Source organism: Pantoea sp. BJFS-204 (assembly GCF_049310725.1).
GTDB classification, from domain to species: domain Bacteria; phylum Pseudomonadota; class Gammaproteobacteria; order Enterobacterales; family Enterobacteriaceae; genus Pantoea; species Pantoea agglomerans.
Genome location: NZ_JBMOWE010000001.1, coordinates 685,096 through 710,986 on the forward strand (window position 1 = coordinate 685,096; position 25,891 = coordinate 710,986).

The following is a 25,891-nucleotide window of genomic DNA, read 5'->3' on the forward strand; positions in this document are numbered from 1 at the left end:
GCCATGGCGGGGAATGCCAGTGAAATGTCGGAGGTTAAGTAAGACTCATTTTTTTGGGAGCCAGGTCACTATCCTTGAAAACGCGGAGTTTTCTGATAGGACAATTCTCAAAAACATTTGTTTTACGAAAGTGTGATGTCTCAGCGTGCGTTGACAATGCCGGAAAAAACATTTTTTAACAAGAAAAATCACTTAAAGATTTTTTTCTTGTAAATTCAGTGTCTTGTCGATTTTGCCTGCACATTCACAGTCTGACCGCTCCTGTGAACCACCCCACTAAAATACGCGAAGCCCGGTTTAATAAGAATTATTTTCAGACTCTCCGCACGTTTATCAGAATTTCCTTAGTTGCATTCTGGAAAACATGGTTCGGAAAATGCACGGATGGTTTTGCGATACTTAAGTATCGTTATGCAAAGATAGTTAGAAACTTAATGTTCAGGGACGGGATAGTTCTGTCAGGAACACGGCGAGTAAATCAAATACTTCACCGAACAAATGCTCACAGAACGGGGCTAGCAGAGGCATCAGCAAGCTGATGGTTAAAATTCCGACTGATAAGGTAATCGGGAAGCCAATTGCGAAGATTGATAACTGTGGTGAAACACGGTTTAACAAACCCAGTACCAGATTTACCATGAGTAACAATACGATTAAGGGCAGCGCTAACATCATGCCATTAAGGAAAATTAATCCGCCAGATTTCACCAGCGCCATAAATGCATTGGCATTTAGCGGCTGACCGCCAATCGGCAGCGTATGAAAACTGTCCGCCAGCAGCGAGATCAGCCACAGGTGTCCGTTAAAGGTCAGGAACAGCAACATCGCCAGCATGTCGAGAAAACGGGCCAGCACCGGCATGTTAAGACGGCTGCCAGGATCGAAAAAGGTGGCGAATGAGATGCCCATCTGTAAACCAATCACTTCCCCGGCAAGGCGCACGGCAGCAAAAGCGAACTGCATGGTGAAGCCGAGTGCAATACCAATCAGCATCTGCTGAATCAGTAGCAGGAAGCCTTCAGGGGAAAACAGGGTGACATTGACCGCAGGTAACAGCGGCATCAGCAGCCAGGTGATCATTACCGCCAGACCGATTTTGACACGTTTGCTGACGGATCGTTCATTGAGGATCGGTGCGGTGGCGAATAGCGCCATGATGCGTACCAGAGGCCAGAAGAACTGGCTGACCCATTGAACCAGCTGGCTGCTGTCGAGAGTAATCATCAGCCGATGATGTAAGGCAGGTTGGTAAAGACGGTGCGGATATAGTCCAGCAGCAGATTCAGCATCCACGGGCCGGCAATGATACCGGTAGTGGCAACCGCCAGAATCTTAGGAATAAAGGATAAGGTCTGTTCGTTGACCTGGGTCGCGGCCTGGATCAGGCTGATCAGCAAACCGCTGACCAGTGCGGCCAGCAGCAGCGGGGCGGCCAGCATCAGGGCGACGCGCATCGCTTCCTGTCCCATTACCATTACTGATTCGGGTGTCATGTGTTGCTCCGGTAAGAAAAGGGGGATCAGGAGTAGAAGCTTTGCGCCAGTGAACCGACCAGCAGTTGCCAGCCATCGACCAGAACAAACAGCATCAGTTTAAACGGCAGCGCGATGGACGCTGGCGGGACCATCATCATCCCCAGCGCCATCAGCACGCTGGCAACCACCAGGTCGATGATCAGGAACGGAATAAAGACGGTAAAGCCTATCTGGAAAGCCGTCTTCAGCTCGCTGGTAACATAGGCAGGCAGCAGAATACGCATTGGCACCGCTTCAGGACCGGCAATCGGGGCGGTATTCGCCAGACGGGCAAACAGGGCTAAATCCGCTTCACGGGTCTGACGCAGCATAAACTCGCGCAGCGGCTGGGCACCTTTATCAATCGCCACTTCCATGCTGATCTTGTCCTGGCTGAACGGCAGGTAAGCATCCTGATAAATCTTGTCGAAAGTCGGCGCCATAATAAAGAAGGTCAGAAACAGCGACAGTCCGAGCAGCACCTGGTTAGGCGGCGCAGAGGGCGTGCCCAGGGCGTTACGCAGTAAACCAAACACAATGATGATACGGGTGAAGCTGGTCATCATCAGCAGCACGGCCGGAATAAAGGTCAGCGCAGTGATAAAGACCAGCGTCTGTACCGGCAGTGACCAGCTCTGACCGCCATTCGGCAGCGAGTGACTCACCAGACCCGGCAACTGGGCATGGGCAACCGGTGCCAGTAACAACAGTGGCAATAAAGGAAGCAGTCGACGCATCATTGTGGTTTTCCGGGACGTTTAACCAGGTTCTGTAACAGCTGACGAAAATCCTGTGGCGCACTGTTAACCGGCGTCACAGAGACCGGTTCACCCGGTGGCAAAGTATGCAGATGGGTAATCTGCTGTGCGGTTACGCCCAGCACCAGACGCGCATCAGCGGTATCGACAATCACCACCCGCTCGCGCTGGCCCACTGAAACGCTGGCTGTGAGTTTAAGCTCCTGGCCGCTGACCTTTTTCGGCGCGAAGCCGACACGGCGTGCCAGCCAGGCGCAGGCCAGAATCAATAAGATAATCACGGCTAACACGCTGCTGACCTGGGCCAGCATGGAGCCGGTCGAGATCGCCTGAGCGTGCGGTGCAGCCGGTTGCAGCGTTTGATTCTGGCTATTCATAATGTAACTCTTTAGCGACTCAGACGACGCATACGTTCAGATGGGGTGATGATGTCAGTGATGCGCACGCCATATTTGTCGTTCACCACCACCACTTCACCCTGAGCAATCAGATAACCGTTGATCAGGATATCCAGCGGCTCACCCGCCAGGCCATCCAGTGCCACCACTGAACCCTGCGCCAGACGCAGCAGCTCTTTGATGGTCATTTTGGTGCGACCCAGTTCCACGGTGAGTTTCACCGGGATATCCATAATCAGATCGATATCCTGCAGCGATCCAGCGACGTTGCCGCTGTCGAATGATTTAAAGACTTCGTCGGTCTGCGGCGCACTGCCGCTGCCGACCTGCTCATTCATCGCTTCAGCCCACAGATCGTCCGCAGAGATATCGTCAGACGGTTTATTACTGTCAGTCATGGGGCTGTTCCTCGTTCAGCGAATTCAAAATCGGGTTAATCAGGTGTTCGACACGGAGCGCGTACTGACCATTCATCGTGCCATATTGGCTGGTTAAGACCGGGACGCTATCGACATGGGCGATAATGCGTTCCGGCTTCTCAATCGGCAGTACATCACCGGGCTTCAGCTGCAAAATCCGTGACAGACGCAGTGAGGTTTCGGCAAAGTGAGCGATCAGTTCCAGCTCAGAGTGCTGCACCTGTTTGACCAGGTTGTCGCGCCAGTGGTTATCTTCCTGACGTGAGTTTTCGAGCGGTGGATTCACCAGCAGCTCGCGCAGCGGTTCAATCATTGAAAACGGGATGCAGATATTAAACTCACCCACCAGGTTACCAATCTCCACCTGGAACGGCGTGTTAACCACGATGTCGTTCGGTGAAGTGGTGATGTTGGTGAACTTTACCTGCATCTCTGAACGTACATACTCAACGTCCAGTGGATAAATGGCCTTCCATGCGTCGCTGTAACCATCCAGCGCCAGCTTCAGCATGCGGCGAATAACGCGCTGCTCGGTATGGGTAAACTCACGGCCTTCAACTTTGGTCGGAAAACGTCCGTCGCCACCAAACAGGTTGTCGACAGCGATAAACACCAGGCTCGGTGAGAACACCACCAGCGCGGTGCCGCGCAGCGGCTTCAGGTGGATCAGGTTCAGGTTGGTTGGCACCGGCAGATTGCGGGCAAACTCGTGATACGGCTGAATCTTGATCGCCCCGACGCTGATATCCGGGCTACGGCGCAGCAGGTTAAACAGCGCCATACGGAAACTACGGGCAAAACGCTCATTAATAATCTCCAGCGCCTGCAAACGCTCGCGAACCACACGGCGCTGGGTGTTCGGATCGTAAGGACGAATATCGCCTTCCGGTCCGTTTTGTTTCTTTTCTTCTTCCGCACTGCCGCTGTCGCCGTTTAAAAGGGCGTCAATTTCAGCCTGGGAGAGAATGCTATCGCCCATTGATTCACCTCAAAATGAAGGCAGTAAACAGCACATCGTTTACAGCCTGCGGAGGTTGACCTTTTACCAGCGGGGGTGTCAGCGCCTGTTTGACTTGTTCAACAAGCGCCTGCTTTCCTTGCTCTGTCGCCAGCGCCGCAGCGCTCTGACGCGAGAGCAGCAGCAGCAAACGGCTGCGCACCTCAGGCAGATAGTCGTTCATCCGACGCCGGGTATCCTCATCGGCCAGACGCAGGGTAAAGCCTACGTAAAGCACGCGGTCGGGATCGTTGTCGGGATTGACCAGGTTAACCGTAAATGTATCAAGTGCAAAAAAGACCGGAGCGGGAGGCGGTTCAACTTTCGCCACCTCAGGCTTATCGCCCTCATGTTTATTCATCATTCGCCAGACTGCATAGCCTGCCACGCTGCAAGCGGCCAGCGTCAAAATGAGCAGCACTGGTATTAAGAGTTTACGTTTGCTGCCTTTTTTTGCTTTCGCGTTATCAGACATGGTGCAGTTACTTCCTGTGAATTATGGGCAAGCCTCTCGGCTCACGAGACAGATTATCCGCGTCTTAAGTCAAACCAATGGGTAGAAAAGACGCGGGTTTTACGCTTACCTTCAGCGTTTGCCGCTGTCAGGCGAAAGTGTCGACGGCGCTGTTGCCGTTAACGCGAGCCTGAAGGGCGGCGGGAACGGCGATCGGCGTAATGTCGGTGTCACTGTCCTGGGTGAGGGAGAAGCGGCCATGCTGTCCATCGCGGCGCGCCTCCTGCTGCTGCTGGAATTGCTGGCCCTGCGCGGAACTGTCACTGCTCACCTGACTCTCGCCCAGGTTGATACCGCTCTCTGCCAGCGCGCTGCGCAGCTGCGGTATCGCGGCTTCCAGTGCTGCTCTGACGTGGCTATGGCTGGAAACCAGATTAATTTGTGCCTGGTCGTTATCCAGTTTCAGGCTGATCTGGATAGCGCCAAGGTCTTCCGGATGTAAACGCAACTCCGCGTTCTGCTGGCCGTTGCGACTGAACATCACAATCTGCTGACTCAGCGCCTGCTGCCACTCGTCGCTGCCCAGCTGTGAGTTCAGCATCGGCGTTGACGGTGTGCTGGTGGTCGCGGAGGCGGTCACCGGCGCGGGCAGGCTGCTGGCGGTGGCGATTGGCGTAGCGTTGACCGCGTTATCGCTGGCGCTGGCTTTAATCGCAGCCTGATCATCCTGCTTAACCATGTTGCTCAGCGCCTGCTGGAAACTGCTGTCGAGCGTCAGGCCGCTACTGGTCGCACTCTGCGCCGTGTTGTTACTCTGGCTGGCGGCAGTGGTGACGGCAGGTTTGCTCTGTGCGTCGCTTCTGGCATCAGACTTTTCATCTTCGCCCGGTGCGTGGCTCTGCTGCGCGCTGTTCAGCAGTTGCGTCAGCGAGCTCTGGCTTTTCCGGCCGGTATCGGTCTGGGCGATCATCTCGCCCGCTTCACTGCTGACCGGGGTCGACGTGGTGGCTGTAACAGCCGCTACACCCGGTAACATGGCGAACAGCGCCTGCATATTCTGCATATCGCTGGCGCTTAAGGGTGCAACGTCCGGCTTGTCTTTATCATCGGCTGATTTTGACCCACCTTTAATATTTTCCGGCTTAAACAGAGCGGTCAGCGCAGCAGGATTTTCCAGTGCTGCCATCAGGGCATTCAGCGGGGCTTTCGGGCGGGCGTCATCGGCAATTTCTGCTTTGACGTCAGCGGATTGCGCCGCTTTTCCCTGCTGTTTAGCCAGGCCGAGTAACTGGTTTCCCAGTGCGGTCAGAAAGTCCTGCGGCAGGGCATCGGCACCCGCAGCAAGGTCAGTTGAGACTGAGGGTTCTGCGTCGGTTTTTACCGTCGCTTTCATAGCAATGTTTGGCAGCGTAATCATTCACCTCTCCTCGATGCGGCCCGTTGGGCAAATTCGTCCATCCGTTTCTGATCGAGACGGTTTTCCTGTCGTAATGCATTTTCCGCTGCGCGCGTAATCAGCGTCTGATAGGCGTTCAGCCGTTGCTGTTTGTCACGCCAGTTGATCAGCGCCTGTTCCAGCCGCTGATTCCAGTTATTAAGCTGGTTGCGGTGCTGCTCAATCGCTTTTTCCAGCGTCTGAATAAACTGGTGATAGTTGGTCCAGCGGGTGCTGGCAATGCCCGACGACATGTCATCGTTGAGCTTGTTGCGATATTCGTCCTGATAGTCGAGCAGCATCGTCAGCTGCTCGTTCGCGGCGTGCTGGCCGCGACGCATATCGCCTAAATAGATGGCAGCGCGTTCGAGATCCTGCTCCGCTAAGTCGCGCAGCGTATCGATGGCATTTGCAGTTTTCATTGCCGTTACCTCGCGTTAATTCGTGTGACTAGCCAAACAGCGCATGCAGATGCAGGCTGGCGTCGTCGTAATCACTGCGCTCAAAGATGCCCTGTTGCAGGAAGGCTTCCATCTGCGGATAGAGCGTGATCGCTTTATCAAGCATTGGATCACTGCCCGCGGCATAAGCACCGACGCTGACCAGATCGCGGTTACGCTGGAAGCTGGAGAGCAACTGCTTAAACTGGCGCACTCGCGCATAGTGGTTCTCATCGATCAGCGAGGTCATCGCACGGCTGATCGAGGCTTCTATATCAATGGCCGGATAGTGACCCGCTTCGCCCAGCCGACGCGACAGCACAATGTGGCCGTCGAGAATGGCGCGCGCGGAGTCGGCGATCGGGTCCTGCTGATCGTCGCCTTCGGTCAGGACGGTATAGAAGGCGGTGATCGAGCCGCCGCCGTCGATGCCGTTACCGGCACGCTCAACCAGGGCAGGCAGTTTGGCGAATACGGAAGGCGGATAGCCTTTGGTGGCCGGCGGCTCACCAATCGCCAGCGCGATCTCACGCTGCGCCATAGCGTAGCGGGTCAGGGAATCCATAATCAGCAACACATGCTGGCCGCGGTCGCGAAAGTCTTCTGCGATACGCGTGGCGTAAGCGGCACCCTGCATACGCAGCAGCGGCGAAACATCGGCCGGGGCGGCGATCACCACCGAACGGGCGCGGCCTTCAGCGCCGAGAATGTTCTCGATAAAATCTTTGACTTCGCGGCCACGTTCGCCAATCAGACCGACTACGATGACGTCCGCTTTGGTGTAACGCGCCATCATGCCAAGCAGCACGCTTTTACCCACGCCCGAACCGGCGAACAGGCCCATACGCTGTCCGCGACCGACCGTCAGCAGGGCGTTGATCGCTCGCACGCCGGTATCCAGCACGTCGGTGATCGGCGTACGCTGCAGCGGGTTAAACGGCGGGGTGTTCAGCGGCGCGCGATAACCGGTATCCGGAGACGGCAGGCCATCCAGCGGTCGCCCGCTGCCATCGAGTACGCGGCCCAGCAGTTCCGGCCCCAGCATCATCTGTTTGCCTGCCTGCGGGTTCTCTCCGTTCTGGCGCGCATAGACCCGCGCACCCGGTAAAATGCCGTCCACTTCTTCCAGTGGCATCATCAGCAGCTTCTGACCGTTGAATCCCACCACTTCGCTTTCAATTTCACTGATGGTTTTGCCATCGTTGCGTTCGATTACGCAGGTCGCACCCAGCGGCAACTGTAAGCCGGTTGCTTCCAGCACCAGGCCGGTGGCGCGGGTCAGGCGGCCATAACGGCGCACCGGCTGCACCTGGGCGATGCGTTTCTCAAAGGCATCGAGCGAGCCGAGCCAGCGATTCAGACGAGTGGTCATTACAATTCTCCCGGTGCGGCAAGACGGCAGAGTTCCTGCCAGCGCGTCGCGACGCTGGCATCCAGATCGCCATCTTCTGCGCTGAGTTTGCAGCCGCCAGGATGCAGGGTGCTGTCAGCGATCAGCCGCCAGCCGTGCAGATCCAGCGTCGGCCCCAGGGTCTGCTCAATGCGTTGTAAGTCATCCGGGTGAACGCGCAGTTGCGGTTTGCCGCTGAACATCGGTTCCTGCTGCAGTAACCCCTGAATCTGGCGCAGCAGGGCGGTGCCATCCACCGTGGTCGCCTGACCAATCACCGAACGTGCCGCTTCCAGCGCCAGTTGCATCAGACGGGCCGCAATCACGCTGTCCAGCGATTCAAGCGTGTTCTGGAACTCGGTTACCAGCTGCTGCATACGCGCCTGAAGGGGCGCCTGCTGCTGCTGGGCATCGGCCAGACCCTGCTGAAAACCGGCGTCGTAGCCGGCTTTCTGGCCTTCGGTCACACCCTGCTGATAGCCTTCGTTGTAACCCTGGCCCTGTGCCTCTTTGCGCATCTGCTGCTGCAGGCGTTCGAGCTGCTGTTGCTGCTCATCAACGCCATCTTCAGCTTCGTAAATTTCTGGCTGCAGCTCCGGTTCAGCAGGCTCATCGAAACGGCCTAAATCCGTGGGCTGCCACAGCTGCCAGGGGCGCGCAGAAAATGCATCAGACATAAGTTTCCTCGCCACCACCAATCACCATCTCGCCTGACTCGGCCAGGCGGCGTACCACCAGCAGGATCGCTTTCTGTTCGTTTTCCACTGCGGACATACGCACCGGGCCACGGTTGGCCAGATCGTCGCGCAGGATATCCGCCGCACGGGCTGACATGTTTTTGAGGAACTTCTCGCGCAGTGGCTGTTCGGCACCTTTCAGTGCAACCAGCAACTGCTCGGACTCCACTTCCTGCAACAGACGCTGGATGCTGCGGTCGTCCACTGCCACCAGGTTTTCGAACAGGAACATCTCGTCGATAATTTTCTGCGCCAGTTCGCCATCGAAGTCGCGTACGGCTTCGATAACCGCCTCTTCCTGCTGCGTTTTCATCAGGTTGATGATCTCGGCTGCGGTTCTCACGCCGCCCATCTTCGCACGCTTGAGGTTGGTGCCATCCAGCAGGCCGTTCAGTACTTCTGTCAGTTCGGCCAGCGCGGCTGGCTGGACACCACCGAAAGTGGCGATACGCAGCATCACGTCGTGACGCAGACGTTCGTCGAACAGCGCCACAATATCGGCGGCCTGGGCACGCTTGAGGTGGACCAGGATGGTGGCGATGATCTGTGGATGCTCGTCGCGAATAAGGTCGGCAGCAGCCTGCGGCTCCATAAAGTTGAGCGTTTCCATGCCGCTGGTGGTGTCGCGCGTTTCGAGAATGTCCTCCAGCAGGCTGGAGGCGCGCTCTTCGCCCAGTGCCCGGGTCAGCACCGAACGCAGGTATTCGTTGGAGTTCAGGCTCAGCGCCGCGAACTGCTCAGCATCCGCTTCGAACTCACGCAGCACTTCAGTCAGTTGCTTATGTGACACCTGACGCATGTTGGCCATCGCGCCGCTCAGGTGCTGGACCTCACGCTGGTTCAGGTGTTTGAAAACTTCCGCGGCGCGCTCTTCGCCAATGGTCATCATCAGGATGGCGCTTTTTTCGGTTCCGGTCAGACTCATAGCTCTTTACTCATCCATTCGCGAATTACCAGCGCTACAACGCGCGGATCGTTTTCTGACATGTCGCGGATGCGTTGACTCATCACTTCTGCGCTCATGCGGTTGTTAGACTTACGTTCCTGATCCAGCTCATCTTTGCTGAGCTGCACATTAAAGGCTTCTTCTTCCGGTTGCTCAGTCGCACGAGCGGCAACGGCTTCCGCGGCGGCTTTCTCTGCGGCCTGCTTGCGAACCAGGTGCGGACGAACCAGTTTGCGGTAGAGGATGAAAGCGACCAGGGCAATCAACAGCCACTTACCGGCGTTCATCAGCTGATCAAAGAACGACTGCTGTTGCCAGAAGGGCAGATCGGTGGTCACTGGTTCAGTGGTGTTGAACTGCGAGTTCACCACGTTGATGCTGTCGCCACGGTTCTGGGAGTAGCCCATCGCTTCGCGGGTCAGATCTTCAATCTGCTTCAGCTGCTGTTCGTTCAGCGCAACCGCTTTACCTTTATCATCTGCACGGAAGTTCACCACGACCGCCACCGACAGGCGCTGTACGTCACCAACGTTGACCTTGGTATGACGAATGGTGCGATCCAGCTCGTAGTTCACCGTGTCGTCACGACGCGAGTTGGTCGGTCCGGCACTGGCCGCTGCGGTGCTGGTGGTCTGGTTAGCGTTATTCGCCGCGTTGTTCTGACCGTTAGCATTCTGACCATTGGCGTTCTGGCCATTGGCAGCAGTGTTGTTCGGCGTCGTCACCGGCGCAGTGTTTGCTGGCGCAGGCTGGTTAGAGAGCGCGCCCGGCACGCCGCCCGGATAAGGGCTGCCTGACTGGTCGCTGGTGCTGGTCTGACGCGAACGAATCGCTGAGTTCGACGGGTTAGCGTTAGGCTGATATTTCTCGTCGGTCTGCTCGGCGGTGTCGAAGTTAATCTGCGCGGTAACCTGCGCATGCACATTGCCCTGACCGAGAATCGGATTCAGGATCGCTTCGATACGTTGCTGGTAGCGTGCTTCAACTTCAGAGGCATACTTGAGCTGTGCATCATTCAGGTCGCGACCGGCGGAATCAGAGCGGGTCAGCAGGCGACCGGTCTGATCGACCACGGTGACGTTGCCCGGCGGTAAACCGGCGACGCTGCTTGAGACCATGTGGGCGATGGCCTGAATCTGGCCTTCATCCAGCGCACGGCCAGGCTGCAGGGTTAAGGTGACAGAGGCAGATGGCGCTTTCTGCTCACGCACAAATAAGGTGGGTTTTGGCATCGCCAGATGAACACGGGCGCTTTTAACCGGGCCGAGTGATTCGATGGTACGAGCCAGTTCGCCTTCCAGCGCGCGCTGGTAGTTAACCTGCTCACTGAACTGGCTGATACCGAACTTCTCTTTATCGAGCAGCTCAAAACCCACCGAGCCGCCTTTCGGCAGACCCTGCTGAGCCAGACGCAGACGCAGCTCATGCACGTTCGCTTCCGGCACCATCAGCGCGCCGCCATTTTCGGCGAAGCGATAAGGGATGTTCATCTGCGTCAGCTGCGTGACGATGGCACCGCCATCTTCATCTGTAAGGTTGTTATAAAGGACGCTATAGCTGGGCTGCTTCGCCCAGAGCACCATCGCGATCACTATCGCCACAACGGCGGCGGCAGCGACGATTAAAGGAATACGCGGATTTGCGCGCAGGCGAGCGAGCAGGTCACCGAAGCCTTTCTTTTCTTGTTCTGTTGTGGCGGCTGTACTCGCATTCATGACCGATTCCTGCCTGACGTAATTGACCGGGTAAGTTGAGATGGCAAAACAGACTCCCTGACCTGCGTAGATAAAATTTCCACTTCAATGCCAGGCATTATTAGGTGATAAGGAAAATTCGATGGCTGGATAAGGTAGGGTTTTTGATGTCATTTAGCGGCTTTGTCTCATTGACAACGTGCTAACTTTTCCCCACAGAAAAAATATCATCCTCCTTTATAAGGTATCGTTCATGTCCATTCAGGCAATTGACGGCGTACTGCAGCAGCTTCAGGCGACCTCACTGCAGGCCAGCAACCGCAGCAGTGAAGCCCCTAATCAGATCGATTTCGGTGCAACTATGAAAGCGGCGCTGGATAAGATCAGCGAGACGCAGACCACCGCCCGCACCCAGGCGCAGGATTTTGAGATGGGTAAACCCGGTATCGCGCTTAATGATGTGATGGTCGATCTGCAGAAATCGTCGATCTCAATGCAGATGGGTATTCAGGTCAGGAACAAGCTGGTGTCGGCGTATAGCGAAATTATGAATATGCAGGTTTAGTGAGCTGATTCCGCTGAACAAGGCACGCCTGCGTGGCAGTGGATTAGGGTAGTGCGTTGCCAGCATCAAGGCCGATCCCTTTGCTGAGTCTATGACCCTGTGCTGGCGATAATGCAGGTGTCATTGACTATACTGCTCTTTATTACGAGCCGTGCAGCAGGGAACTCACTCTTCGGTGCAGACGACCCGACCCCTCATCACCTATCAGCAGGACGCCAGCCCAATGCTAAAAAAACTTATCCTTATCGCATCGTTAATCAGCTTATCGGCTCCAGCCTTTGCTGCCACGCAGTGCGGGCCGTTCTATCTTAAACCTGACAAGAGCGGCTGGTTCTCGGTGAATGGAGAACGCGCAAAAACGCAGAAAGTCACCTTTGCGAAAGAGAAGGGCGATTACGACAACGCGACGGTCAAACTGCTGGTGAAAAACAGCAAAGCGCCGGGAATGGTGGATATGGAGCTGACGAACCGTCAGGGCAAAGGGCTGTTAAGAGCTGAAATCGTCCGCACCAGCCAGAGTCAGATCCGCATACGAGGTGCCTACGATTGCGAACCGGCTAAATAGGCTGAGCTTCGGCTGCCCACTCCTGAACATGGCATAGCCCGGAAGCGAGCGTGATAAAAACCTTTGAATAGAAGAGTGCAAAAGGTTGTCAGGCAAGCGCTTGTGCTCGGGCTGGCCTGACAACTTATTCTGTCTCCTGGTCATCCATCCTGCATCACGCACATGCCGACGCGGCATTTAATGTGATGTTTTGCACCGTGCGATCATCCCTGAAACTGCTGTGCTGATATCTGATGCTTTTGGATCATAGTAAAATGTCGCACTGGTCTGATGAGGGCTGAACTTTGCAATTTCAACCCAGGCCACGGTTTCATTATCCTGCTCAAGGTTATATCGCTTCGTGCCATCCGGCAGAGGTTCATCCTGCTCCAGATAGAGTCTTTGATCCTGTGCCGCTACGCTAAGGCAGGATTCAACCTGAAAAGGATGACCGTCGAAATAAGCGGTTTTTGTTGTCGGATGTAATCCAACCCGTCCCATATCTACGCATCCGCCCATCAGACTTATGCTCAGGGCAATAATGATCTTCTTCATTAACTAAACCATCATAGTTATTTTGTTGACCAATAATATCCGGATATTGATCGTATCGCTCATTTTAATCAAAAATCTGCGCTTAATATTGCTGGCGTTACGGACTATATGTAACATTCTGCGCAACGCATTATGATGTAAGCAACGGACAGGAACTCAGTAGCCCGCATCAGGTGACTCATGCTGTCTGCTGGTGTTAACCGTTGTCAGGTGAATGTCAGGTAAATATCACTCTGAATGGTTGCTCATCATATCGTTAGTCTGCTTTGTGGCGGATGCCCGAAAATCATTACCTGCAGCCTTTGTTAGCCAACTTATTATAAACACGGAAAGTTTTACGCAGTACATTACACACACATCAGGTTCATTAAAAATCGGCCCCAATAAAAGGCGTTATACCTCTGTTGTGTTACGCATGCTGAGGTGTCCTGATTAAATCCTTACTACTTAAGTGCCTCTGAATATTATGATTTATGACTGTTTTTTGTACTACGATGAAGATATCTTGCTTGAGATGCGTCTGAACACGCTTGAGCATGTTGTTGATCGGTTTGTCATTGTGGAATCGCGCTATACCTTTACCGGAAAACGCCGGGAAAAGCTTCATTTTGATATTGAGAAGTTCGATCGTTTCCGCGATAAAATTATTTATATTGTTAACGATATTGCGCCCAGATTTTATCAGGAAGCCTTTAAATCGAATAGTTCTGTGGTTAATGCGGGAGAGACAGATCCCTGGGAAAATGAAGCCACTGCACGTAATCAGATTATGCAGGGGCTGGCCGGCGCGCAGGATGATGATATTGTTATTGTGTCAGACGTCGATGAAATTCCCCGACCCGAGGCGATAAAAGCATTCAGTCATCAACATCTTTGCACGACGCTGCATCAGCAATATTTCAATTTTAAATTTAATGTCCGGGTTTTAAATGACGACGGCACACCGCGCTGTGCCACCCTGGCAAAAATGGTGACCTGTAAAACGCTGCGAAACTTTTTTATGGGACAACCGGAATTGCTTCGCAATGTTAAGCGTCGTGGAACACCGATACGCGAGAACTGGTTGCGCTGGAAGTGGCTAAATTTCCGGACGAAAACCATTAAGAACGCAGGATGGCATTTTTCTTGGGTAATGAGCGATGAGCGCATCAGTGAAAAAATGTCTTCGATTTCTCATACCGAACGTAACTGTCCCGAATTTAATAATCCGGATCACATACGGCGCTGCGTTGAGAACAATATTGATATCTGGAATCGTCCGCGAAGGATGGAGATAGTGCCGGTAACATCCGAACATTTTCCAGCCTGGCTGGTTGAAAATCAGTACCAGCTTGCCGATCTCATTAAATCTTAACGCTGACCAGCGCGCCCAGCGGGCGCGCCTGTCGCACATCAGCTTGCCTTGTAGGGATCTTTTTTGTCATCCTGGCTGTCATCATTTTTGCGCGGCACTTCGCCATGATCTTTCGGCGCATCAGTGGCGGGATGATCATCTTCCTCGTAAGCATTACCAGCGTTTGGCACGGCTTCGGGCAGGCTTTTGCTGACATCACCTTCTTTCTTACGTTCTTCATTCGTATTGTGTTTAAACATAACTCTCTCTCCTTTTATTCCAGTCTCTTAAGTTTAGACCAGCACTGACATCCCGCATGCGCAGCGGATTAAAGAAGAAAAAAAAGCCCGCCAGCGGCGGGCTAATCGGAGTTTCTCTCATACTGAACACGTCATTTTTCGATGTTTGGGTGTGTACAGCAGGTTCATGCTAACCGGGAATCCCTGATGCAGTAATGGACAAATCTGTCATATCGCTTGCGGCAGGTCACATTCCCGTCGATAAACAGATCGATAAATAAATTCGATTGAAAGGATTAGCAAAAGGCATATAGTGGCCTGAGTTACCAGGAGATAGAAATTATGTTAAGAGACTATTTAAAGATTGAAGCTGAAGATCAGTTAATCGAACAACGCTCGCTGAGCCTGAAAAATCGTGGTCAGGAAGAGGTCACCGAATGGATTATTGTAAATAGCCAGGGAGTTAAAAAAGGCGGCGTAACCCTGTTCGATAAACTCAGTACCCGCCGCTCATGGCCCGTGAATTACCGCATTATGCAGACCAATTTGCAGGGCAAAGTGGTGGTAGATCAACTGACCGATGCCCTGTAACTGTCCGGTTATAAACTCAGCCACTGTTGTACGATGAAAAGTGAACCCGCGCACGGCGGGTTTTTTTATGGCTGGCGGTAGCGTCGCAGTTCCACCAGCGTACCAATCAGCTTCAGGCTGTCCCGGCTGGATTGCAGCTCAGGGAAATTGATATTGACCGGTGCCAGTTCAAACTGCATGACGCCATTTTCACTGCCGCGCTGACGCCAGGTGCGTAGCAGCACGACCTGTTGCTGCAATGCCAGCACGCATTCGCCGGGCTGAGGTGACTGCGTGGGATCGATGATCACCACATCATTCCGCAGAATCGCGGGCGTCATCGCCTGTTCTTCCACCCGGAAGGCAAAGCTCTGCTGTGAAAGCGCCATGTCGTTGTGCATCAGCAGTTCATGCCGGACGGAACCGGCCTCGCTCAGCCATCGCGGCACGTCGCGCTGTGCAAGCAGTGGGATCTGGTGCAGACCACTCCAGGCGCTTTCGCTGAAAACAGGACCATCCCCATCTATCAGAAAAGCCGGTGCGCAGCCCAGCGCTTCGGCGAGCCGCAGCAGGTTCTCACCGCGCGGCAGCGTCTCCTCTTTTTCCCATTGCGAAATCGCCACATGGGACACTTTTACCTGTTGCGCCAATTGCTTCTGCGTTAACTGCAGCGATTTACGTCGGAGTCGGATGCGGTCACCCAGCGTTTCGTTTTTCATAAGCTTGACTTTTTGGTTGAGAGTGACTTAAGTATACTTAAGCCTGGTATTTAAGCAATCTTAAATTTCATGCGGGGGACGTGGCTAAGCAGCACGCAGTAAGTTCCAGAGACCTTACCGTACAAAGGGGTGTGGCATGGAAAGTAGTCTGATTACCAGTATGGGTGCGTTAGTTCTGGGTGGGGGGGCAGCAGCACTGTTCTGGAAACCGTTATTGGCGGGAATTGCGTCAATCGTAACCAGTAATCGAGCCGGCGGCGAAATTATTACCAGCTACAAAGAGCAGGTGGTGTTGCTGAAAGAGAGCAACCTGCTGATACGGGAGGAGAACGATGAATTACGCGAACGGCACGACAGGAATCTGCGGCGTATCTCGACACTCGAAACGGATCTTCGGTTAATCAAGAATGCGGTAGGGATTTTACTGGCAATGACCGAAACCGATCAGAACGATAAATTTCGTAATGAGATTGATCGGCTTATCTCAACTCTGGAGGATCGCAGTGATGGCCACGATTAATAGCACTAAGGCACCGATGTCTTACCGGCGCAAAGTTATCCTCGGCTGCGTATTGCTGAGCTGTTCGATGATTTGCATCCTGATGACGATCATTTTTCTCTACGTCAGTAACACCGCAAACAAGCGGGTCGAGGAGATTCGGGCGGATTACCGCTTAATTGCGGCGCGGCGTGATGACAGAGTGGAGCTGCTGACCGATCAGGTTGCAGCAATACAGCATAAGCTGGATGCAATACCGGATCGCATAGCCGACAAAACGGTCATAAAAGTCAAAGAGGTCGTCACTGAGAGTGAGGTGCCAGCCGTGAATTCCGGTCATAAACCATAACTTCCGATTATTCTTAATGCGGCTTCGCTATTATCGACTAGTTTTAAATATCCGGGCAATATTTTGTACCTGAATGCAGGCCCGCTGATTGGCCGGTTGATGAACCGCTAAGCCTACTCACTTTGGATAAATGACCAGAAGGAAATTTAGCATGAGCGATTCAACAGAAACCAAGACCAAAACTGAATATCTGCGTGACGTGACTTCTCAGCTAAAAGAGATGCGTCACTATGCTCAGACCAACACCGAAACCCTTTCCAGCCAATGGTTAGCGTTTGATGCCGGTGAGTATAAAGACAAGACCAACGCCGACCGAATCGATGCGTTGCTGAATAAGCAGGGTAAACTGCTGGAAGATATGGATGCCGCGATTCAGGACATCGAGATTGAAGTTAATCACAGCGAGCAGGAGAGCTAAGTCATCTCCCGCTAACTGATGTGGTGGCCGTTAAGGGATTAATCGGCCACCAGCCACATTTCCGCTTCGTCGAACATCTCTTCAACAATCCGCGCAACCGTCGCTTTATCGTTCTTACTCAAATCAGTATCAATCGCGTTACGTTCCATCGGCTTGACCTTAACTTCAATGTCAGGAAACACCCGATGCACCCGCTTTTCCAGCTCCTCACGAATCATCTCGCGAGCACCCGGTAAACCGGCAACGTTGCGCTTGTCATAAATCAACTCAACAAACATGATGGCAATCCATTCAGGGCAAAATCGCTGACATATAATACTGTAAATAAAAACAGTAGCAAGGCAGCGCGCCTGATTTCGTGTAAATTTTTATCTCGCATAAACCTCAATCTTCGACTAGCAAAATGCGCACGCATCGCGACATAATGGCGGCTTACTTTTAGGAGGTCCGCGATGCGACAACTGGTAATTGATATTCTGCTAAAACTGGCAAAGATGGACGTCGATGCAAAAGAGTTGACGGCGCAGCTTGAAGCGCAGTCCCTGCTGGTTGCGGCGCTGCTGGTGCAGGCGAAACAGGACAACTCGCTGACTATTTCAGAAACGGTGCAGGATGCCATTGTTACCGCTTCGCAATCTTCGACCGAGTTTCTGCAGTCTGATGTGGATCTGCTGCTGACGCATATTAATCGTCTGCTGGCGGTAGCGAGTTATGTTGAAGTAAAGGGTAAAGCGACGGAAGGTGAAGGGTAGGGGCGGATAAAAAAATTCGCCTCTGGAGGTGGAATTGAGACAACACCTGCAGAGGCAGTGCATCAGCACTATTCTTTAAAGGACAATCACGACCTGAGTCGCACGCCGAAGTTATACACTTTCCCCCGGTTAGTACAATTTTATCTGCAGTGCCGGAACTGGTTGGAGGTGTTTGCAATATACAACTTCAGCGCGGCCCTGATTAGAGCTCGTTTTTGATGCAAAACTCTTCCCAGCTCATCCCCAGCGACTCAGCATGAGATTTGAGATAAGTCTCGATAGCTTCAGCCGCCACCGCTTTATCCGGCTCAGCGAGCTGAATAGAAAAGATCATTCCATCCAGATTCTTCTGCCGCAAAAAGGCCGCATAGATGCGTTCGGCATGCCATTCGCGCAGCTGTCGCAGTGACAGGTTAGCCGCACGGGCATCGCTCTCCGTTAATTCATCAAGTGCAGACTGAAAGTCGGGATGCGCGGTAAAAAACATCTCGCGCGCCTGGGCATAGTAGGCTTCTGGCGTTTTCATATTCATATTCCTGAAAGTCTGTTGCAGCGCGTCAGTGTAGCGGGTTGTCTTCCGCTTGTCAGGCGTGACAAAAGACGGAGTTTGCATCAGTTCAGCCTCTGAACTTCCGGTCAAAAACCTGACCGTGGAGCTCACTGCGGGATAAATTCTGGCGCAATCAGGGTCTGCGTGGTGTTTGAACACCCAGATACCTTGCGCAACGCGGTGGAAAAATTATAACGTAGCCGCCATTGATGGGATCTTAGGGATTAAACATGAAAAAGTGGATGCTGATTGCCGCGCTGGCACTGAGTGGCTGTGCACAAATCAACGATTATGAAAATGCGGTGCAAACGCCGGCGCCCGCTGATCTGCAGGGAACCTGGCAAACCGTCGGCCCACAGAGCAGCCTGATCAGCGACAAGGCGATAGCCAGTGTGATCATTAATGCGGATGGCAGCACGCTGGACTGCCGTCAGTGGATGCGGGTGATTGCGAAGCCGGGCAAACTGACCCGGTTAAGCGGCGATTATGTCAACGTCACGCGTCAGGTGCGGGTGATGCCGCTGGTCGTGGAGAATGGCGAGCTTAGCTATGACAGGATGACCCTGCGTAAAGTGGCGCGTCCGACCGTTGAGTGTCAGCAGGCGCTGGAAGAGGTGGCGAAACAGCCGAAAGCCGCCGTGATTCAGAACATCGAACCGCAACTGCTGCGCACACCGATTACAGAAAACAACGCGAAGTCATAACAGCCGGACCATAACAAAACCGCCCCGACGGGCAGAGCGCACTTCACGCTTCTGCCTGCCGGGGCGGTTTTAGTTTTGAGTCATTTCTTCTGTAACGAGCTTATTCTGCCACCACCCAGACGCTGACACTGCCACCGTTACAGACAAAGACCGCCGTGCCGTGCTCGTCGGCAGTAATGGTCTCTTCCCGATTCCCCAGATGATCGCGCCAGACCTTACCGGCAAAACCTTCACCCATCGGCACGCTTTTCTCACCGGCATCGCCGTTCGACATGATCACCACACAGCCTGGCTGTGTTTCGGTGCCGCTGCGGCTGAAGGCCACGCAGTTTGGGTGATCAAAATAGTCGGTCTGCACGCCCCAGCCATACTGCTGGCGCGCCCGGATCAATCCTTCCAGTTCAGGGATCACCGGCATCTCAATTTTGTGCTTCTCGCCGTCGCCGCCTTCATCTTCATAGGTCGCGCCGAACAGGTCGGGATAGAAGATGGTAGGCACACCCTGCTCACGCAACAGGATCAGCGCATAGGCCAGCGGTTTAAACCAGGCTTCTACCGGTGCTTCCAGCGACTGCAGCGGCTGGGTGTCGTGGTTAGCCACGATCGTCACGGCATGCCATGGATCAGCGACCACCAGCGAGTTAGCAAAGATCTGGCTCATGTCGTAGCCGCTGCCCGCGGTTGAGGCCTGGTGGAAGTTCATGTGCAGTGGCGCATCAAACAGCATGGTTTTGCCTTCCACCTGATGCACATACTCCTGCAGCTTCTCCGTTTCAAACGACCAGTATTCCGCGACGATAAACATCGGCTCCTCAGCAACCTCCTGAATATGGTCGATCCACTCTTTGTAGAACCAGGCCGGGATATGTTTTACCGCATCGAGACGAAAGCCGGTGCAGGGCACCTGTTCCATCACCCAGCGCGCCCAGTATTTAAGCTCTTCCCTGACCGCGTTGTTGCGAAAATCGATGTTGGCACCCATCAGATAGTCGAAATTACCCAGTTCGTTATCAACCTGGTCATTCCAGCCTTCGGCGGTGTAGTCATTGATGATTTTGAATACGCCGTTTTCGTCCGGATTTTCGATGTGGTCTACGCCGCTAAAGCATTTGTGGTCCCAGACAAATTTCGAAAACTCCCCGGCGCGTGCCGGAAACGTAAATTTCGTCCAGGCCTCGCACCCGACCACCTCGTCGTAGATTTCATCGCGGTTATCGGGATTAACGCGGTTAACGCTGATCGTCTCTTTTTCGTCGGCACCCATTTTGTGGTTCAGCACCACATCCAGCAGCACCCCAACGTTGTGACTACGCAGGGCTTCTGTTGCCGCCAGTAACTGCTGTTTGTCGCCATATTTGGTGGCAACGCTGCCTTTCTGATCAAATTCACCCAGGTCAAACAGATCGTAGCTGTCGTAACCGACAGAATAGCCCCCCGAATCCCCTTTGTAGCACGGTGGCAACCACGCCATGGTGATACCGATTTCGCTGAGCCAGGCCGCACGATCGGCGACTTCCGGCCACAGTTTGCTGCCATCCGGGTAATACCAATGGAAAAACTGTAATAACGTTGGGTTTTGCATGTACCACACTCCAGGGGATGATGAAAATCAAGTATGGAGTAAGCGGCAAAAAAGAGACGCCGCGCAGAAAAATAAATCTGGCGGCGTGACAGAGCAGGGGATCAGGAGAGGGTTTCGTGCGGCACCATAACAACGCCGCCTTGATTGCTATAAGCGGACATCACCGATTTCTGGCGGCTGTTCTGACCCACCAGTGAGGCCAGCTCATCCATCCGCGCCTGCAGCAGACGTTTCACTTCACATTCGTTATCGAGAATACGGCGCAGCACCGGACGTAACTGCTCCTGAGTCTGTGCCGACGGCGACACGGCTTCTGTCGATTGGGCTAAGTTCTGCACCGCACTGACATACTCCATCTCCCTGCTGATCAATTCATCCCATTCGCCTTGTGCTGCATGACGCAGCATTCCCTGGCTGAGATCGAGTAACTGTTGGTAAACGGTAATCAGATGCGGTGCAGTAGTCATTAAACGGCGTCCTGAATCAGGTTAGGTTGAACCACTTCTTTCCACGCGTCAGCAATGTTGCGCAGCAGGCCTTCGACCTCCTCGACCGCTGCAACATCATTGTTCAGGTTGGCATGCAACAGGCGACGCGTCATGTAGTTGTAAAGATCCAGCAGATTGTCTGCCAGCTCATCACCACGGTTTTCAGTCAGGCCCTCTTTCAGGCCGGCTTCGATAATATTGATCGCTTTGGAGATAGAGTTGCCTTTGCCTTCAATATTGCCATCCTGCATAAACAGACGAGCGCGGATTAACGCGCTCAGTGCACCGTCGAACAGCATCACAACCAGCTGCTGCTGGCTGGCGCTCATCACGGCGCTTTCTACGCCAATTTTTGCATAGGCTTTGGTGCCTGTAGCGCTGTACATGGTCACTCCTGTTATTTTTTAGACGAATCGGACGTGTCGAACTGCTGCGTCAGATAGGTGCTGGTCGAGTTGAGTTTACTGATGGCCATATCCAGCTGAGTAAATTGCGTTTTATAGCGTGCGATATCGGCATCAATACGATCGCTGGTGGTGTTATAGAGGGTGGTTAACCTATTCAGTGTTTTACTCACGCCATCGGTGGCGGACTGAATAATCCCTTTAGTAGCCAGCCAGTCAGTCAGCTTGCTGTCGATTTTAGCGGCGATACCGGTTTTACCGTCACCTACGATCATCGCTTTCACACCTGCAGCATCTTTATCCAGTGCGCTGTTCAGCTTGGTCGAATCCAGTTTTAATGAACCGGTGGTGGGATCGGTGGTGACACCAATCTGACTCAGTGATTTAAAGGTAGATGTGCTCTGCGAATTAGTGAGCATGCTTTTCAGCTGCGTCTCAATCGTCCGTAACGTACTGTCACCCAGCAGGGCACCATTACTGGAGTCCTGTGCATCGCTGTTGGTATCGACTTTGGTGAATTTGGTCAGGGTATTGAACTGATCCAGCAACGTATTGTAGGCATCCACCCAGGCACTGATGGCGCTGGAGGATTTTGAGGTGTCTTTGGTAATCGTCAGCGTCTGATCGCCAACCGTCTGCGCGGTCAGATTTAAGGTAATCCCTTCCAGCGCATCGCTAATCTGATTGCTGCTGTTTTCAATCGCAACATTGTTGACCGTCAGTTTGGCATTCTGCGCAGCGACGCTCTGGGTCATCACGTTGCTGCTGGCGCTGGCGTCAAAGCCCACAATCCCCTGTAGCGTGCTGTCACCAGTGACGGCGATGGTTGCCACCGCATTGTCGCTGCCGGTTTTATTGGCGCTCATTGAGAGGCGGAAGCTGCCGTCTGATACCTTAATGATGCTGGCGGTGACGCCGGCATTGGCGCCGTTGATGGCGTCACGCATGCCGGTCAGCGAAGTCTGATCGCTGGAGAGCGTGATGCTTTTGCTGGTGCCATCTTTTAAGGTAATCGCGATGCTGCGGCTGGCCACGGAGCTGTCGCCCAGCGCGGCGGTGTTGCTACTCTGTACTCCTGAGGTCAGTACCTGCGCCTGTGCCAGCTGCGTGACGTTAATGGCATATTTACCGGCCACGGTGCTGCCAGAAGTGGTCGCGCTGAACGCTGTGGAGCTACTGGCCGCAGTCGTAGCGGTAAACAGGTCAGCACTGTTCAGCTTGGTATTAGCAGCCTGGAAAGTTGTCAGTGAACTTTTCAGGGTGGCGTAAGCACTGAGCTTGGCCGTATAAGCTGTCTGCTGAGTAGAAATAGGTTTGAGTGAAGCTTTTTCAGCGGTGGTCAAACTGTCAAGCATGGTACTGAGTGGCAGGCCGGAACCCACACCGAGGTTGCTTATACTAGCCATATTAATTCCTTTATAAGGTCGACAGAAAATTGATACCTGCGTTATCGGCCTTGAATAAGGAAAGTTTAAGGTTATTTGCCTTAGGGTAATGAGGTAAATAAGCACTATAGAGAAGGGTAATTCAGCGGCTAGAAAATTAATGAATTAAGCCTAAAGAAGTTCGGGCGGGTGGCGATAACTTAAAACGTGACAGGTTGAAGCAGAAAAATTCGCCTGGTACTAAAAAAATTCTAAAGGTTGTTAAACGGCAGACGATAACAACTTTGACGGCGCTGAAGCCGGCGGGTTGAAGCCCACACCTTAACCGAAAGACTTGATTAACAGGAAAATTCATCATGGCCCAAGTCATTAATACCAACAGCCTCTCGCTGATCACTCAGAACAACATCAACAAGAACCAGTCAGCTCTGTCTACTTCAATGGAGCGTCTGTCTTCTGGTTTACGTATCAACAGCGCGAAAGATGACGCTGCTGGTCAGGCAATTGCCAACCGTTTCACCTCTAACATCAAGGGCCTGACTCAGGCTGCTCGTAACGCTAACGACGGTATCTCTGCTGCGCAGACTACTGAAGGCGCACTGTCAGAAATCAACAACAACTTACAGCGTGTTCGTGAACTGACTGTACAGGCTTCAAGCGGTACCAACTCAGCTTCTGACAAATCTTCAATCCAGGACGAAATCAAATCCCGTCTGAGCGAAATCGACCGCGTATCTGGTCAGACTCAGTTCAACGGCGTGAACGTGCTGGCTAAAGATGGCTCAATGAAAATTCAGGTTGGCGCTAACGATGGCGAAACTATCACCATCGACCTGAAGAAAATTGACTCTTCTACGCTGAAACTGAACACTTTCAACGTGAATGGTCCACAGGGTACACCTACTGCTGCTGCAGCGGCTGACTTCCAGAGCGTTTACGGTTCTACCAGTAACGTATCTAAAGCCACTGTTGCTGAAGGCACAGCTGATAGCCTGGCAACTCGCCTGGGTGTTGCAGCTGCTAACGTCACTGTTACTGCAGACAAAGTGTATAAAGATGACAACGGCAACCTGTTCGCTAAAGTTAACGTGAAATCAGCCAGCGATGCAGAAACCAACAGCCTGAAAGCGAACGGTTTTGACATTGCTAACGGTGCAAACCAGGACTTCTACGTTGCAGTTGATGCGAAGGCTGCAGTAACGACTGCTGGTGGCGATACCGCTGCGTTCACACTGGATACGGCTAACATGAGCCTGTCTAACGTGACCTCGGGTTCAACTTCTGATCCACTGAAAAAGCTGGACGAAGCGATTGCCAGCGTTGATAAGTTCCGTTCTTCACTGGGTGCGATTCAGAACCGTCTGAACTCAGCCGTGACTAACCTGAACAACACCACCACTAACCTGTCTGCAGCACAGTCTCGTATTCAGGATGCTGACTACGCAACTGAAGTTTCAAACATGTCTAAAGCGCAGATCGTACAGCAGGCTGGTAACTCAGTGTTGGCTAAAGCTAACCAGGTTCCACAGCAGGTTCTGTCTCTGCTGCAGGGCTAATCACCCAACTTATAAAAGACTAACCCCGCTTCGGCGGGGTTTTTTTATGCCTGCGATTAGCCTGTTTTTGCCCTGTTTCTCTGCCAATCAATCTCCCCTCGTTCCTTTATCCTCACACTAAGACTCTTTTTTAAATGCCTTTGTTGAGCAGGTAAATAATGAAAAATATTACTGTCGTGGAACCGCTCTTTGTCAGCGCCTTCAAATGTATTGGCAGTGAGTGTCGCGATCACTGCTGTAAGGGCTGGGATATCCACCTGGATAAGCCCACGGTCAATCGCTATTTAAAATCCTCGCTGATTGAAATCAAAACGCTGGCAGTTGAAAACATCACCACCACCCGCAAAAGCTTTGCCAGTTGGGGAACTATGAAGCTTAATGCTTCTGGCAACTGTGCATTTATGGATGAAAATCGCCTGTGCAAAGTGCATTCCCGGCTGGGTGCTGCCGCACTGAGCAACACCTGTGCGACCTATCCCCGAGCGGCGAACACCTTTAAATATGAACAGCAAAAAACGTTGGCGCTCTCCTGTCCGGAGGCGACCCGGCAATTATTAGCCTCACCTGACGCGATGCTGTTCGGGGAGAGCATCAGGCAACAACCTTATGGCAATAAAGCTAAAGATCTCGATCAGCAAAAGAAATTGCTGAATCTGATGTGTCTTAACATCATTAAATTCAGCGGCATTCATCTTGATGAAGGGTTTTACGCGCTGGCCAGCTTTCTGCTGGGTGCGGAAAGAGTAAGCCCTGAAGAAGACTGGCTGGTCCAGATGGAGCATCATTTTTCTGATGTCCTCAACAACCTGACACAGGGTGAAATCAGGCTGCAGCTTGACCAGGTTAAACCTGACTATAACCTGCAATGGTCTTTACTGTTGAGATTGCAAAGCTGGTTCAGCACCATGGCCGATAAGCGCGCCTTTCCTACCCTGAATCACTACGTTAATAAGCTGATTTACATTCAGGCCGAAGGGGCCAAAACCGATGACGTCAGTCAGCCAATGATCCGGCTGGACAACGTCTGGCAGAAGCAGGTTATGCCCTGGCTTGCTGAACGGCCGTGGATAATGAATAACTATATTCAGTACCGCATTTATGATGATTTCTTCCCTAATAACGAAAATCGCAGCCCGTTACTAAGCTTATATCTTCTGACGGCAGAATGGTTCCTGCTTAAATCACTGATTGCGGCCAATGTTGAGTTGGTCGGAACCGTCAGTGAAGAGGATATTATTAATATCATCTACAGCTACCACTCAATAACAAAACATACGCCACAATCGGTGATGGCGTTTCTGGCCGAGATTGATAAGGTCAAGGTCAATGACGATTTGTCGCTGATTTACCTGCTTAAATAATCTGAGGCGATGCAGCTTCGCATCATCGGCATCGCCCATTTGTCCCTGATAGCTACGGGCGGGCATTAGCTAATTGCTGAAAGAATTGCAGCTGGTGTGCTGGCTTATTTTTATGCCAGCAGCTCCAGGCAATGCA

The 25,891-nt window shown here is 52.9% G+C and carries 33 protein-coding genes; 11 read left to right on the plus strand and 22 right to left on the minus strand.

The window, feature by feature from the left end; genetic code table 11:
* Positions 1-438: 438 nt before the first annotated feature.
* The 13 genes from fliR to fliF all read right to left on the minus strand — a co-directional run bounded on the left by fliR (position 439) and on the right by fliF (position 11,203).
* Positions 439-1,224: a flagellar biosynthetic protein FliR gene (fliR, locus tag ACO6VX_RS03025; RefSeq protein ID WP_010247683.1), complete on the minus strand. Its 786-nt coding sequence runs from the start codon at positions 1,222-1,224 to the stop codon at positions 439-441.
* Positions 1,224-1,493 carry a flagellar biosynthesis protein FliQ gene (gene fliQ, locus ACO6VX_RS03030; RefSeq protein ID WP_003854466.1) on the minus strand — a complete coding sequence of 90 codons (270 nt, stop codon included), beginning with the start codon at positions 1,491-1,493 and terminating at the stop codon, positions 1,224-1,226. The genes fliR and fliQ overlap by 1 nt, the downstream gene beginning before the upstream one ends.
* Positions 1,494-1,519: 26 nt before the next feature.
* Entirely contained in the window at positions 1,520-2,251 is a 732-nt protein-coding gene (gene fliP / locus ACO6VX_RS03035; RefSeq protein ID WP_010247675.1) for a flagellar type III secretion system pore protein FliP, read from the minus strand.
* Positions 2,251-2,649: a flagellar biosynthetic protein FliO gene (gene fliO, locus ACO6VX_RS03040; RefSeq protein ID WP_010247672.1), complete on the minus strand. Its 399-nt coding sequence runs from the start codon at positions 2,647-2,649 to the stop codon at positions 2,251-2,253. Before fliO ends, fliP begins: the two co-directional genes overlap by 1 nt.
* A gap of 11 nt (positions 2,650-2,660) precedes the next feature.
* Positions 2,661-3,068: a flagellar motor switch protein FliN gene (fliN, locus tag ACO6VX_RS03045; protein ID WP_010247669.1), complete on the minus strand. Its 408-nt coding sequence runs from the start codon at positions 3,066-3,068 to the stop codon at positions 2,661-2,663.
* Positions 3,061-4,068 carry a flagellar motor switch protein FliM gene (fliM, locus tag ACO6VX_RS03050; RefSeq protein WP_003854473.1) on the minus strand — a complete coding sequence of 336 codons (1,008 nt, stop codon included), beginning with the start codon at positions 4,066-4,068 and terminating at the stop codon, positions 3,061-3,063. The genes fliN and fliM overlap by 8 nt, the downstream gene beginning before the upstream one ends.
* A 4-nt stretch (positions 4,069-4,072) precedes the next feature.
* The gene (gene fliL / locus ACO6VX_RS03055; RefSeq protein ID WP_033778945.1) at positions 4,073-4,561 is read right to left on the minus strand and encodes a flagellar basal body-associated protein FliL; all 489 of its coding nucleotides are present in this window, start codon (positions 4,559-4,561) and stop codon (positions 4,073-4,075) included.
* 127 nt (positions 4,562-4,688) lie between these two features.
* Complete coding sequence (locus tag ACO6VX_RS03060; protein WP_422457640.1) at positions 4,689-5,957, minus strand: flagellar hook-length control protein FliK; 1,269 nt, start codon at positions 5,955-5,957, stop codon at positions 4,689-4,691.
* Complete coding sequence (gene fliJ, locus ACO6VX_RS03065) at positions 5,954-6,397, minus strand: flagellar export protein FliJ (protein WP_003854478.1); 444 nt, start codon at positions 6,395-6,397, stop codon at positions 5,954-5,956. The genes ACO6VX_RS03060 and fliJ overlap by 4 nt, the downstream gene beginning before the upstream one ends.
* A gap of 28 nt (positions 6,398-6,425) precedes the next feature.
* Positions 6,426-7,787: a flagellar protein export ATPase FliI gene (fliI, locus tag ACO6VX_RS03070; protein ID WP_010247655.1), complete on the minus strand. Its 1,362-nt coding sequence runs from the start codon at positions 7,785-7,787 to the stop codon at positions 6,426-6,428.
* Positions 7,787-8,482 carry a flagellar assembly protein FliH gene (gene fliH, locus ACO6VX_RS03075; RefSeq protein WP_010247652.1) on the minus strand — a complete coding sequence of 232 codons (696 nt, stop codon included), beginning with the start codon at positions 8,480-8,482 and terminating at the stop codon, positions 7,787-7,789. Before fliH ends, fliI begins: the two co-directional genes overlap by 1 nt.
* Entirely contained in the window at positions 8,475-9,467 is a 993-nt protein-coding gene (gene fliG, locus ACO6VX_RS03080; protein WP_010670853.1) for a flagellar motor switch protein FliG, read from the minus strand. Before fliG ends, fliH begins: the two co-directional genes overlap by 8 nt.
* Entirely contained in the window at positions 9,464-11,203 is a 1,740-nt protein-coding gene (fliF, locus tag ACO6VX_RS03085; RefSeq protein ID WP_191918444.1) for a flagellar basal-body MS-ring/collar protein FliF, read from the minus strand. The genes fliG and fliF overlap by 4 nt, the downstream gene beginning before the upstream one ends.
* A gap of 232 nt (positions 11,204-11,435) precedes the next feature.
* Here fliF and fliE point away from each other — a divergent pair, with 232 nt between their 5' ends.
* On the plus strand, positions 11,436-11,747 hold the full coding sequence (gene fliE / locus ACO6VX_RS03090) for a flagellar hook-basal body complex protein FliE (protein ID WP_003854485.1): 312 nt from the start codon (positions 11,436-11,438) through the stop codon (positions 11,745-11,747).
* 223 nt (positions 11,748-11,970) lie between these two features.
* Positions 11,971-12,312 (plus strand): hypothetical protein, encoded by a 342-nt coding sequence (locus ACO6VX_RS03095; protein ID WP_033787594.1) that lies wholly within the window; start codon positions 11,971-11,973, stop codon positions 12,310-12,312.
* Positions 12,313-12,489: 177 nt separating this feature from the next.
* Here the strand turns inward: ACO6VX_RS03095 and ACO6VX_RS03100 are convergent, their stop codons facing one another.
* Positions 12,490-12,846: a hypothetical protein gene (locus tag ACO6VX_RS03100; protein ID WP_346556146.1), complete on the minus strand. Its 357-nt coding sequence runs from the start codon at positions 12,844-12,846 to the stop codon at positions 12,490-12,492.
* Positions 12,847-13,312: 466 nt separating this feature from the next.
* Here ACO6VX_RS03100 and ACO6VX_RS03105 point away from each other — a divergent pair, with 466 nt between their 5' ends.
* Positions 13,313-14,200, plus strand: coding sequence for a benzoate transporter (locus ACO6VX_RS03105; RefSeq protein WP_064691423.1), 888 nt, complete (start codon positions 13,313-13,315; stop codon positions 14,198-14,200).
* Positions 14,201-14,238: 38 nt separating this feature from the next.
* On the opposite strand, the gene ACO6VX_RS03110 is transcribed toward ACO6VX_RS03105, so the two are convergent.
* A complete protein-coding gene (locus ACO6VX_RS03110; protein WP_228312628.1) occupies positions 14,239-14,439 on the minus strand; it encodes a hypothetical protein in 201 nt (66 codons plus the stop codon).
* 321 nt (positions 14,440-14,760) lie between these two features.
* Between ACO6VX_RS03110 and ACO6VX_RS03115 the strand changes: the two genes are divergently transcribed.
* On the plus strand, positions 14,761-15,009 hold the full coding sequence (locus tag ACO6VX_RS03115; protein WP_422457645.1) for a hypothetical protein: 249 nt from the start codon (positions 14,761-14,763) through the stop codon (positions 15,007-15,009).
* Positions 15,010-15,074: 65 nt separating this feature from the next.
* Here ACO6VX_RS03115 and ACO6VX_RS03120 read toward each other — a convergent pair whose 3' ends face one another.
* Positions 15,075-15,707: a helix-turn-helix domain-containing protein gene (locus tag ACO6VX_RS03120; RefSeq protein WP_010247629.1), complete on the minus strand. Its 633-nt coding sequence runs from the start codon at positions 15,705-15,707 to the stop codon at positions 15,075-15,077.
* A 136-nt stretch (positions 15,708-15,843) separates the two neighbouring features.
* Between ACO6VX_RS03120 and ACO6VX_RS03125 the strand changes: the two genes are divergently transcribed.
* The 3 genes from ACO6VX_RS03125 to ACO6VX_RS03135 all read left to right on the plus strand — a co-directional run bounded on the left by ACO6VX_RS03125 (position 15,844) and on the right by ACO6VX_RS03135 (position 16,973).
* Positions 15,844-16,227, plus strand: a complete 384-nt coding sequence (locus ACO6VX_RS03125) for a hypothetical protein (RefSeq protein WP_010247627.1) — start codon at positions 15,844-15,846, stop codon at positions 16,225-16,227.
* Positions 16,214-16,555 (plus strand): hypothetical protein, encoded by a 342-nt coding sequence (locus ACO6VX_RS03130; RefSeq protein WP_033787597.1) that lies wholly within the window; start codon positions 16,214-16,216, stop codon positions 16,553-16,555. Before ACO6VX_RS03125 ends, ACO6VX_RS03130 begins: the two co-directional genes overlap by 14 nt.
* 151 nt (positions 16,556-16,706) lie before the next feature.
* Positions 16,707-16,973 (plus strand): hypothetical protein, encoded by a 267-nt coding sequence (locus tag ACO6VX_RS03135; protein WP_422457648.1) that lies wholly within the window; start codon positions 16,707-16,709, stop codon positions 16,971-16,973.
* A 38-nt stretch (positions 16,974-17,011) separates the two neighbouring features.
* Here ACO6VX_RS03135 and ACO6VX_RS03140 read toward each other — a convergent pair whose 3' ends face one another.
* Positions 17,012-17,251 carry a DinI-like family protein gene (locus ACO6VX_RS03140; RefSeq protein ID WP_003854508.1) on the minus strand — a complete coding sequence of 80 codons (240 nt, stop codon included), beginning with the start codon at positions 17,249-17,251 and terminating at the stop codon, positions 17,012-17,014.
* A gap of 174 nt (positions 17,252-17,425) precedes the next feature.
* Here ACO6VX_RS03140 and iraP point away from each other — a divergent pair, with 174 nt between their 5' ends.
* On the plus strand, positions 17,426-17,725 hold the full coding sequence (iraP, locus tag ACO6VX_RS03145) for an anti-adapter protein IraP (RefSeq protein WP_010247621.1): 300 nt from the start codon (positions 17,426-17,428) through the stop codon (positions 17,723-17,725).
* A 202-nt stretch (positions 17,726-17,927) separates the two neighbouring features.
* On the opposite strand, the gene ACO6VX_RS03150 is transcribed toward iraP, so the two are convergent.
* Positions 17,928-18,251, minus strand: a complete 324-nt coding sequence (locus ACO6VX_RS03150) for a DUF6388 family protein (RefSeq protein ID WP_008926858.1) — start codon at positions 18,249-18,251, stop codon at positions 17,928-17,930.
* A gap of 254 nt (positions 18,252-18,505) precedes the next feature.
* On the opposite strand from ACO6VX_RS03150, the gene yedD reads away from it, so the two are divergent.
* Entirely contained in the window at positions 18,506-18,979 is a 474-nt protein-coding gene (yedD, locus tag ACO6VX_RS03155) for a lipoprotein YedD (RefSeq protein WP_010247616.1), read from the plus strand.
* Between the two features lie 100 nt (positions 18,980-19,079).
* Here the strand turns inward: yedD and amyA are convergent, their stop codons facing one another.
* The 4 genes from amyA to fliD form a co-directional block, all read right to left on the minus strand.
* On the minus strand, positions 19,080-20,561 hold the full coding sequence (gene amyA, locus ACO6VX_RS03160; RefSeq protein WP_191921389.1) for an alpha-amylase: 1,482 nt from the start codon (positions 20,559-20,561) through the stop codon (positions 19,080-19,082).
* 101 nt (positions 20,562-20,662) lie between these two features.
* The gene (fliT, locus tag ACO6VX_RS03165; protein ID WP_010247612.1) at positions 20,663-21,028 is read right to left on the minus strand and encodes a flagella biosynthesis regulatory protein FliT; all 366 of its coding nucleotides are present in this window, start codon (positions 21,026-21,028) and stop codon (positions 20,663-20,665) included.
* The gene (fliS, locus tag ACO6VX_RS03170) at positions 21,028-21,435 is read right to left on the minus strand and encodes a flagellar export chaperone FliS (protein WP_033778966.1); all 408 of its coding nucleotides are present in this window, start codon (positions 21,433-21,435) and stop codon (positions 21,028-21,030) included. The genes fliT and fliS overlap by 1 nt, the downstream gene beginning before the upstream one ends.
* A gap of 11 nt (positions 21,436-21,446) precedes the next feature.
* The gene (fliD, locus tag ACO6VX_RS03175; protein ID WP_062757860.1) at positions 21,447-22,859 is read right to left on the minus strand and encodes a flagellar filament capping protein FliD; all 1,413 of its coding nucleotides are present in this window, start codon (positions 22,857-22,859) and stop codon (positions 21,447-21,449) included.
* A 335-nt stretch (positions 22,860-23,194) separates the two neighbouring features.
* On the opposite strand from fliD, the gene ACO6VX_RS03180 reads away from it, so the two are divergent.
* A complete protein-coding gene (locus ACO6VX_RS03180) occupies positions 23,195-24,394 on the plus strand; it encodes a FliC/FljB family flagellin (RefSeq protein ID WP_022625486.1) in 1,200 nt (399 codons plus the stop codon).
* 158 nt (positions 24,395-24,552) lie between these two features.
* Complete coding sequence (gene fliB / locus ACO6VX_RS03185; protein WP_022625487.1) at positions 24,553-25,755, plus strand: flagellin lysine-N-methylase; 1,203 nt, start codon at positions 24,553-24,555, stop codon at positions 25,753-25,755.
* Positions 25,756-25,891: the final 136 nt, after the last annotated feature.

Coding starts and splice junctions, on each gene's coding strand:
- fliR (WP_010247683.1), bottom strand. CDS start 1,224: ATGATTACTCTCGACAGCAGCCAGCTGGTTCAATGGGTCAGCCAGTTC.
- fliQ (WP_003854466.1), bottom strand. CDS start 1,493: ATGACACCCGAATCAGTAATGGTAATGGGACAGGAAGCGATGCGCGTC.
- fliP (WP_010247675.1), bottom strand. CDS start 2,251: ATGCGTCGACTGCTTCCTTTATTGCCACTGTTGTTACTGGCACCGGTT.
- fliO (WP_010247672.1), bottom strand. CDS start 2,649: ATGAATAGCCAGAATCAAACGCTGCAACCGGCTGCACCGCACGCTCAG.
- fliN (WP_010247669.1), bottom strand. CDS start 3,068: ATGACTGACAGTAATAAACCGTCTGACGATATCTCTGCGGACGATCTG.
- fliM (WP_003854473.1), bottom strand. CDS start 4,068: ATGGGCGATAGCATTCTCTCCCAGGCTGAAATTGACGCCCTTTTAAAC.
- fliL (WP_033778945.1), bottom strand. CDS start 4,561: ATGTCTGATAACGCGAAAGCAAAAAAAGGCAGCAAACGTAAACTCTTA.
- ACO6VX_RS03060 (WP_422457640.1), bottom strand. CDS start 5,957: ATGATTACGCTGCCAAACATTGCTATGAAAGCGACGGTAAAAACCGAC.
- fliJ (WP_003854478.1), bottom strand. CDS start 6,397: ATGAAAACTGCAAATGCCATCGATACGCTGCGCGACTTAGCGGAGCAG.
- fliI (WP_010247655.1), bottom strand. CDS start 7,787: ATGACCACTCGTCTGAATCGCTGGCTCGGCTCGCTCGATGCCTTTGAG.
- fliH (WP_010247652.1), bottom strand. CDS start 8,482: ATGTCTGATGCATTTTCTGCGCGCCCCTGGCAGCTGTGGCAGCCCACG.
- fliG (WP_010670853.1), bottom strand. CDS start 9,467: ATGAGTCTGACCGGAACCGAAAAAAGCGCCATCCTGATGATGACCATT.
- fliF (WP_191918444.1), bottom strand. CDS start 11,203: ATGAATGCGAGTACAGCCGCCACAACAGAACAAGAAAAGAAAGGCTTC.
- fliE (WP_003854485.1), top strand. CDS start 11,436: ATGTCCATTCAGGCAATTGACGGCGTACTGCAGCAGCTTCAGGCGACC.
- ACO6VX_RS03095 (WP_033787594.1), top strand. CDS start 11,971: ATGCTAAAAAAACTTATCCTTATCGCATCGTTAATCAGCTTATCGGCT.
- ACO6VX_RS03100 (WP_346556146.1), bottom strand. CDS start 12,846: ATGAAGAAGATCATTATTGCCCTGAGCATAAGTCTGATGGGCGGATGC.
- ACO6VX_RS03105 (WP_064691423.1), top strand. CDS start 13,313: ATGATTTATGACTGTTTTTTGTACTACGATGAAGATATCTTGCTTGAG.
- ACO6VX_RS03110 (WP_228312628.1), bottom strand. CDS start 14,439: ATGTTTAAACACAATACGAATGAAGAACGTAAGAAAGAAGGTGATGTC.
- ACO6VX_RS03115 (WP_422457645.1), top strand. CDS start 14,761: ATGTTAAGAGACTATTTAAAGATTGAAGCTGAAGATCAGTTAATCGAA.
- ACO6VX_RS03120 (WP_010247629.1), bottom strand. CDS start 15,707: ATGAAAAACGAAACGCTGGGTGACCGCATCCGACTCCGACGTAAATCG.
- ACO6VX_RS03125 (WP_010247627.1), top strand. CDS start 15,844: ATGGAAAGTAGTCTGATTACCAGTATGGGTGCGTTAGTTCTGGGTGGG.
- ACO6VX_RS03130 (WP_033787597.1), top strand. CDS start 16,214: ATGGCCACGATTAATAGCACTAAGGCACCGATGTCTTACCGGCGCAAA.
- ACO6VX_RS03135 (WP_422457648.1), top strand. CDS start 16,707: ATGAGCGATTCAACAGAAACCAAGACCAAAACTGAATATCTGCGTGAC.
- ACO6VX_RS03140 (WP_003854508.1), bottom strand. CDS start 17,251: ATGTTTGTTGAGTTGATTTATGACAAGCGCAACGTTGCCGGTTTACCG.
- iraP (WP_010247621.1), top strand. CDS start 17,426: ATGCGACAACTGGTAATTGATATTCTGCTAAAACTGGCAAAGATGGAC.
- ACO6VX_RS03150 (WP_008926858.1), bottom strand. CDS start 18,251: ATGAAAACGCCAGAAGCCTACTATGCCCAGGCGCGCGAGATGTTTTTT.
- yedD (WP_010247616.1), top strand. CDS start 18,506: ATGAAAAAGTGGATGCTGATTGCCGCGCTGGCACTGAGTGGCTGTGCA.
- amyA (WP_191921389.1), bottom strand. CDS start 20,561: ATGCAAAACCCAACGTTATTACAGTTTTTCCATTGGTATTACCCGGAT.
- fliT (WP_010247612.1), bottom strand. CDS start 21,028: ATGACTACTGCACCGCATCTGATTACCGTTTACCAACAGTTACTCGAT.
- fliS (WP_033778966.1), bottom strand. CDS start 21,435: ATGTACAGCGCTACAGGCACCAAAGCCTATGCAAAAATTGGCGTAGAA.
- fliD (WP_062757860.1), bottom strand. CDS start 22,859: ATGGCTAGTATAAGCAACCTCGGTGTGGGTTCCGGCCTGCCACTCAGT.
- ACO6VX_RS03180 (WP_022625486.1), top strand. CDS start 23,195: ATGGCCCAAGTCATTAATACCAACAGCCTCTCGCTGATCACTCAGAAC.
- fliB (WP_022625487.1), top strand. CDS start 24,553: ATGAAAAATATTACTGTCGTGGAACCGCTCTTTGTCAGCGCCTTCAAA.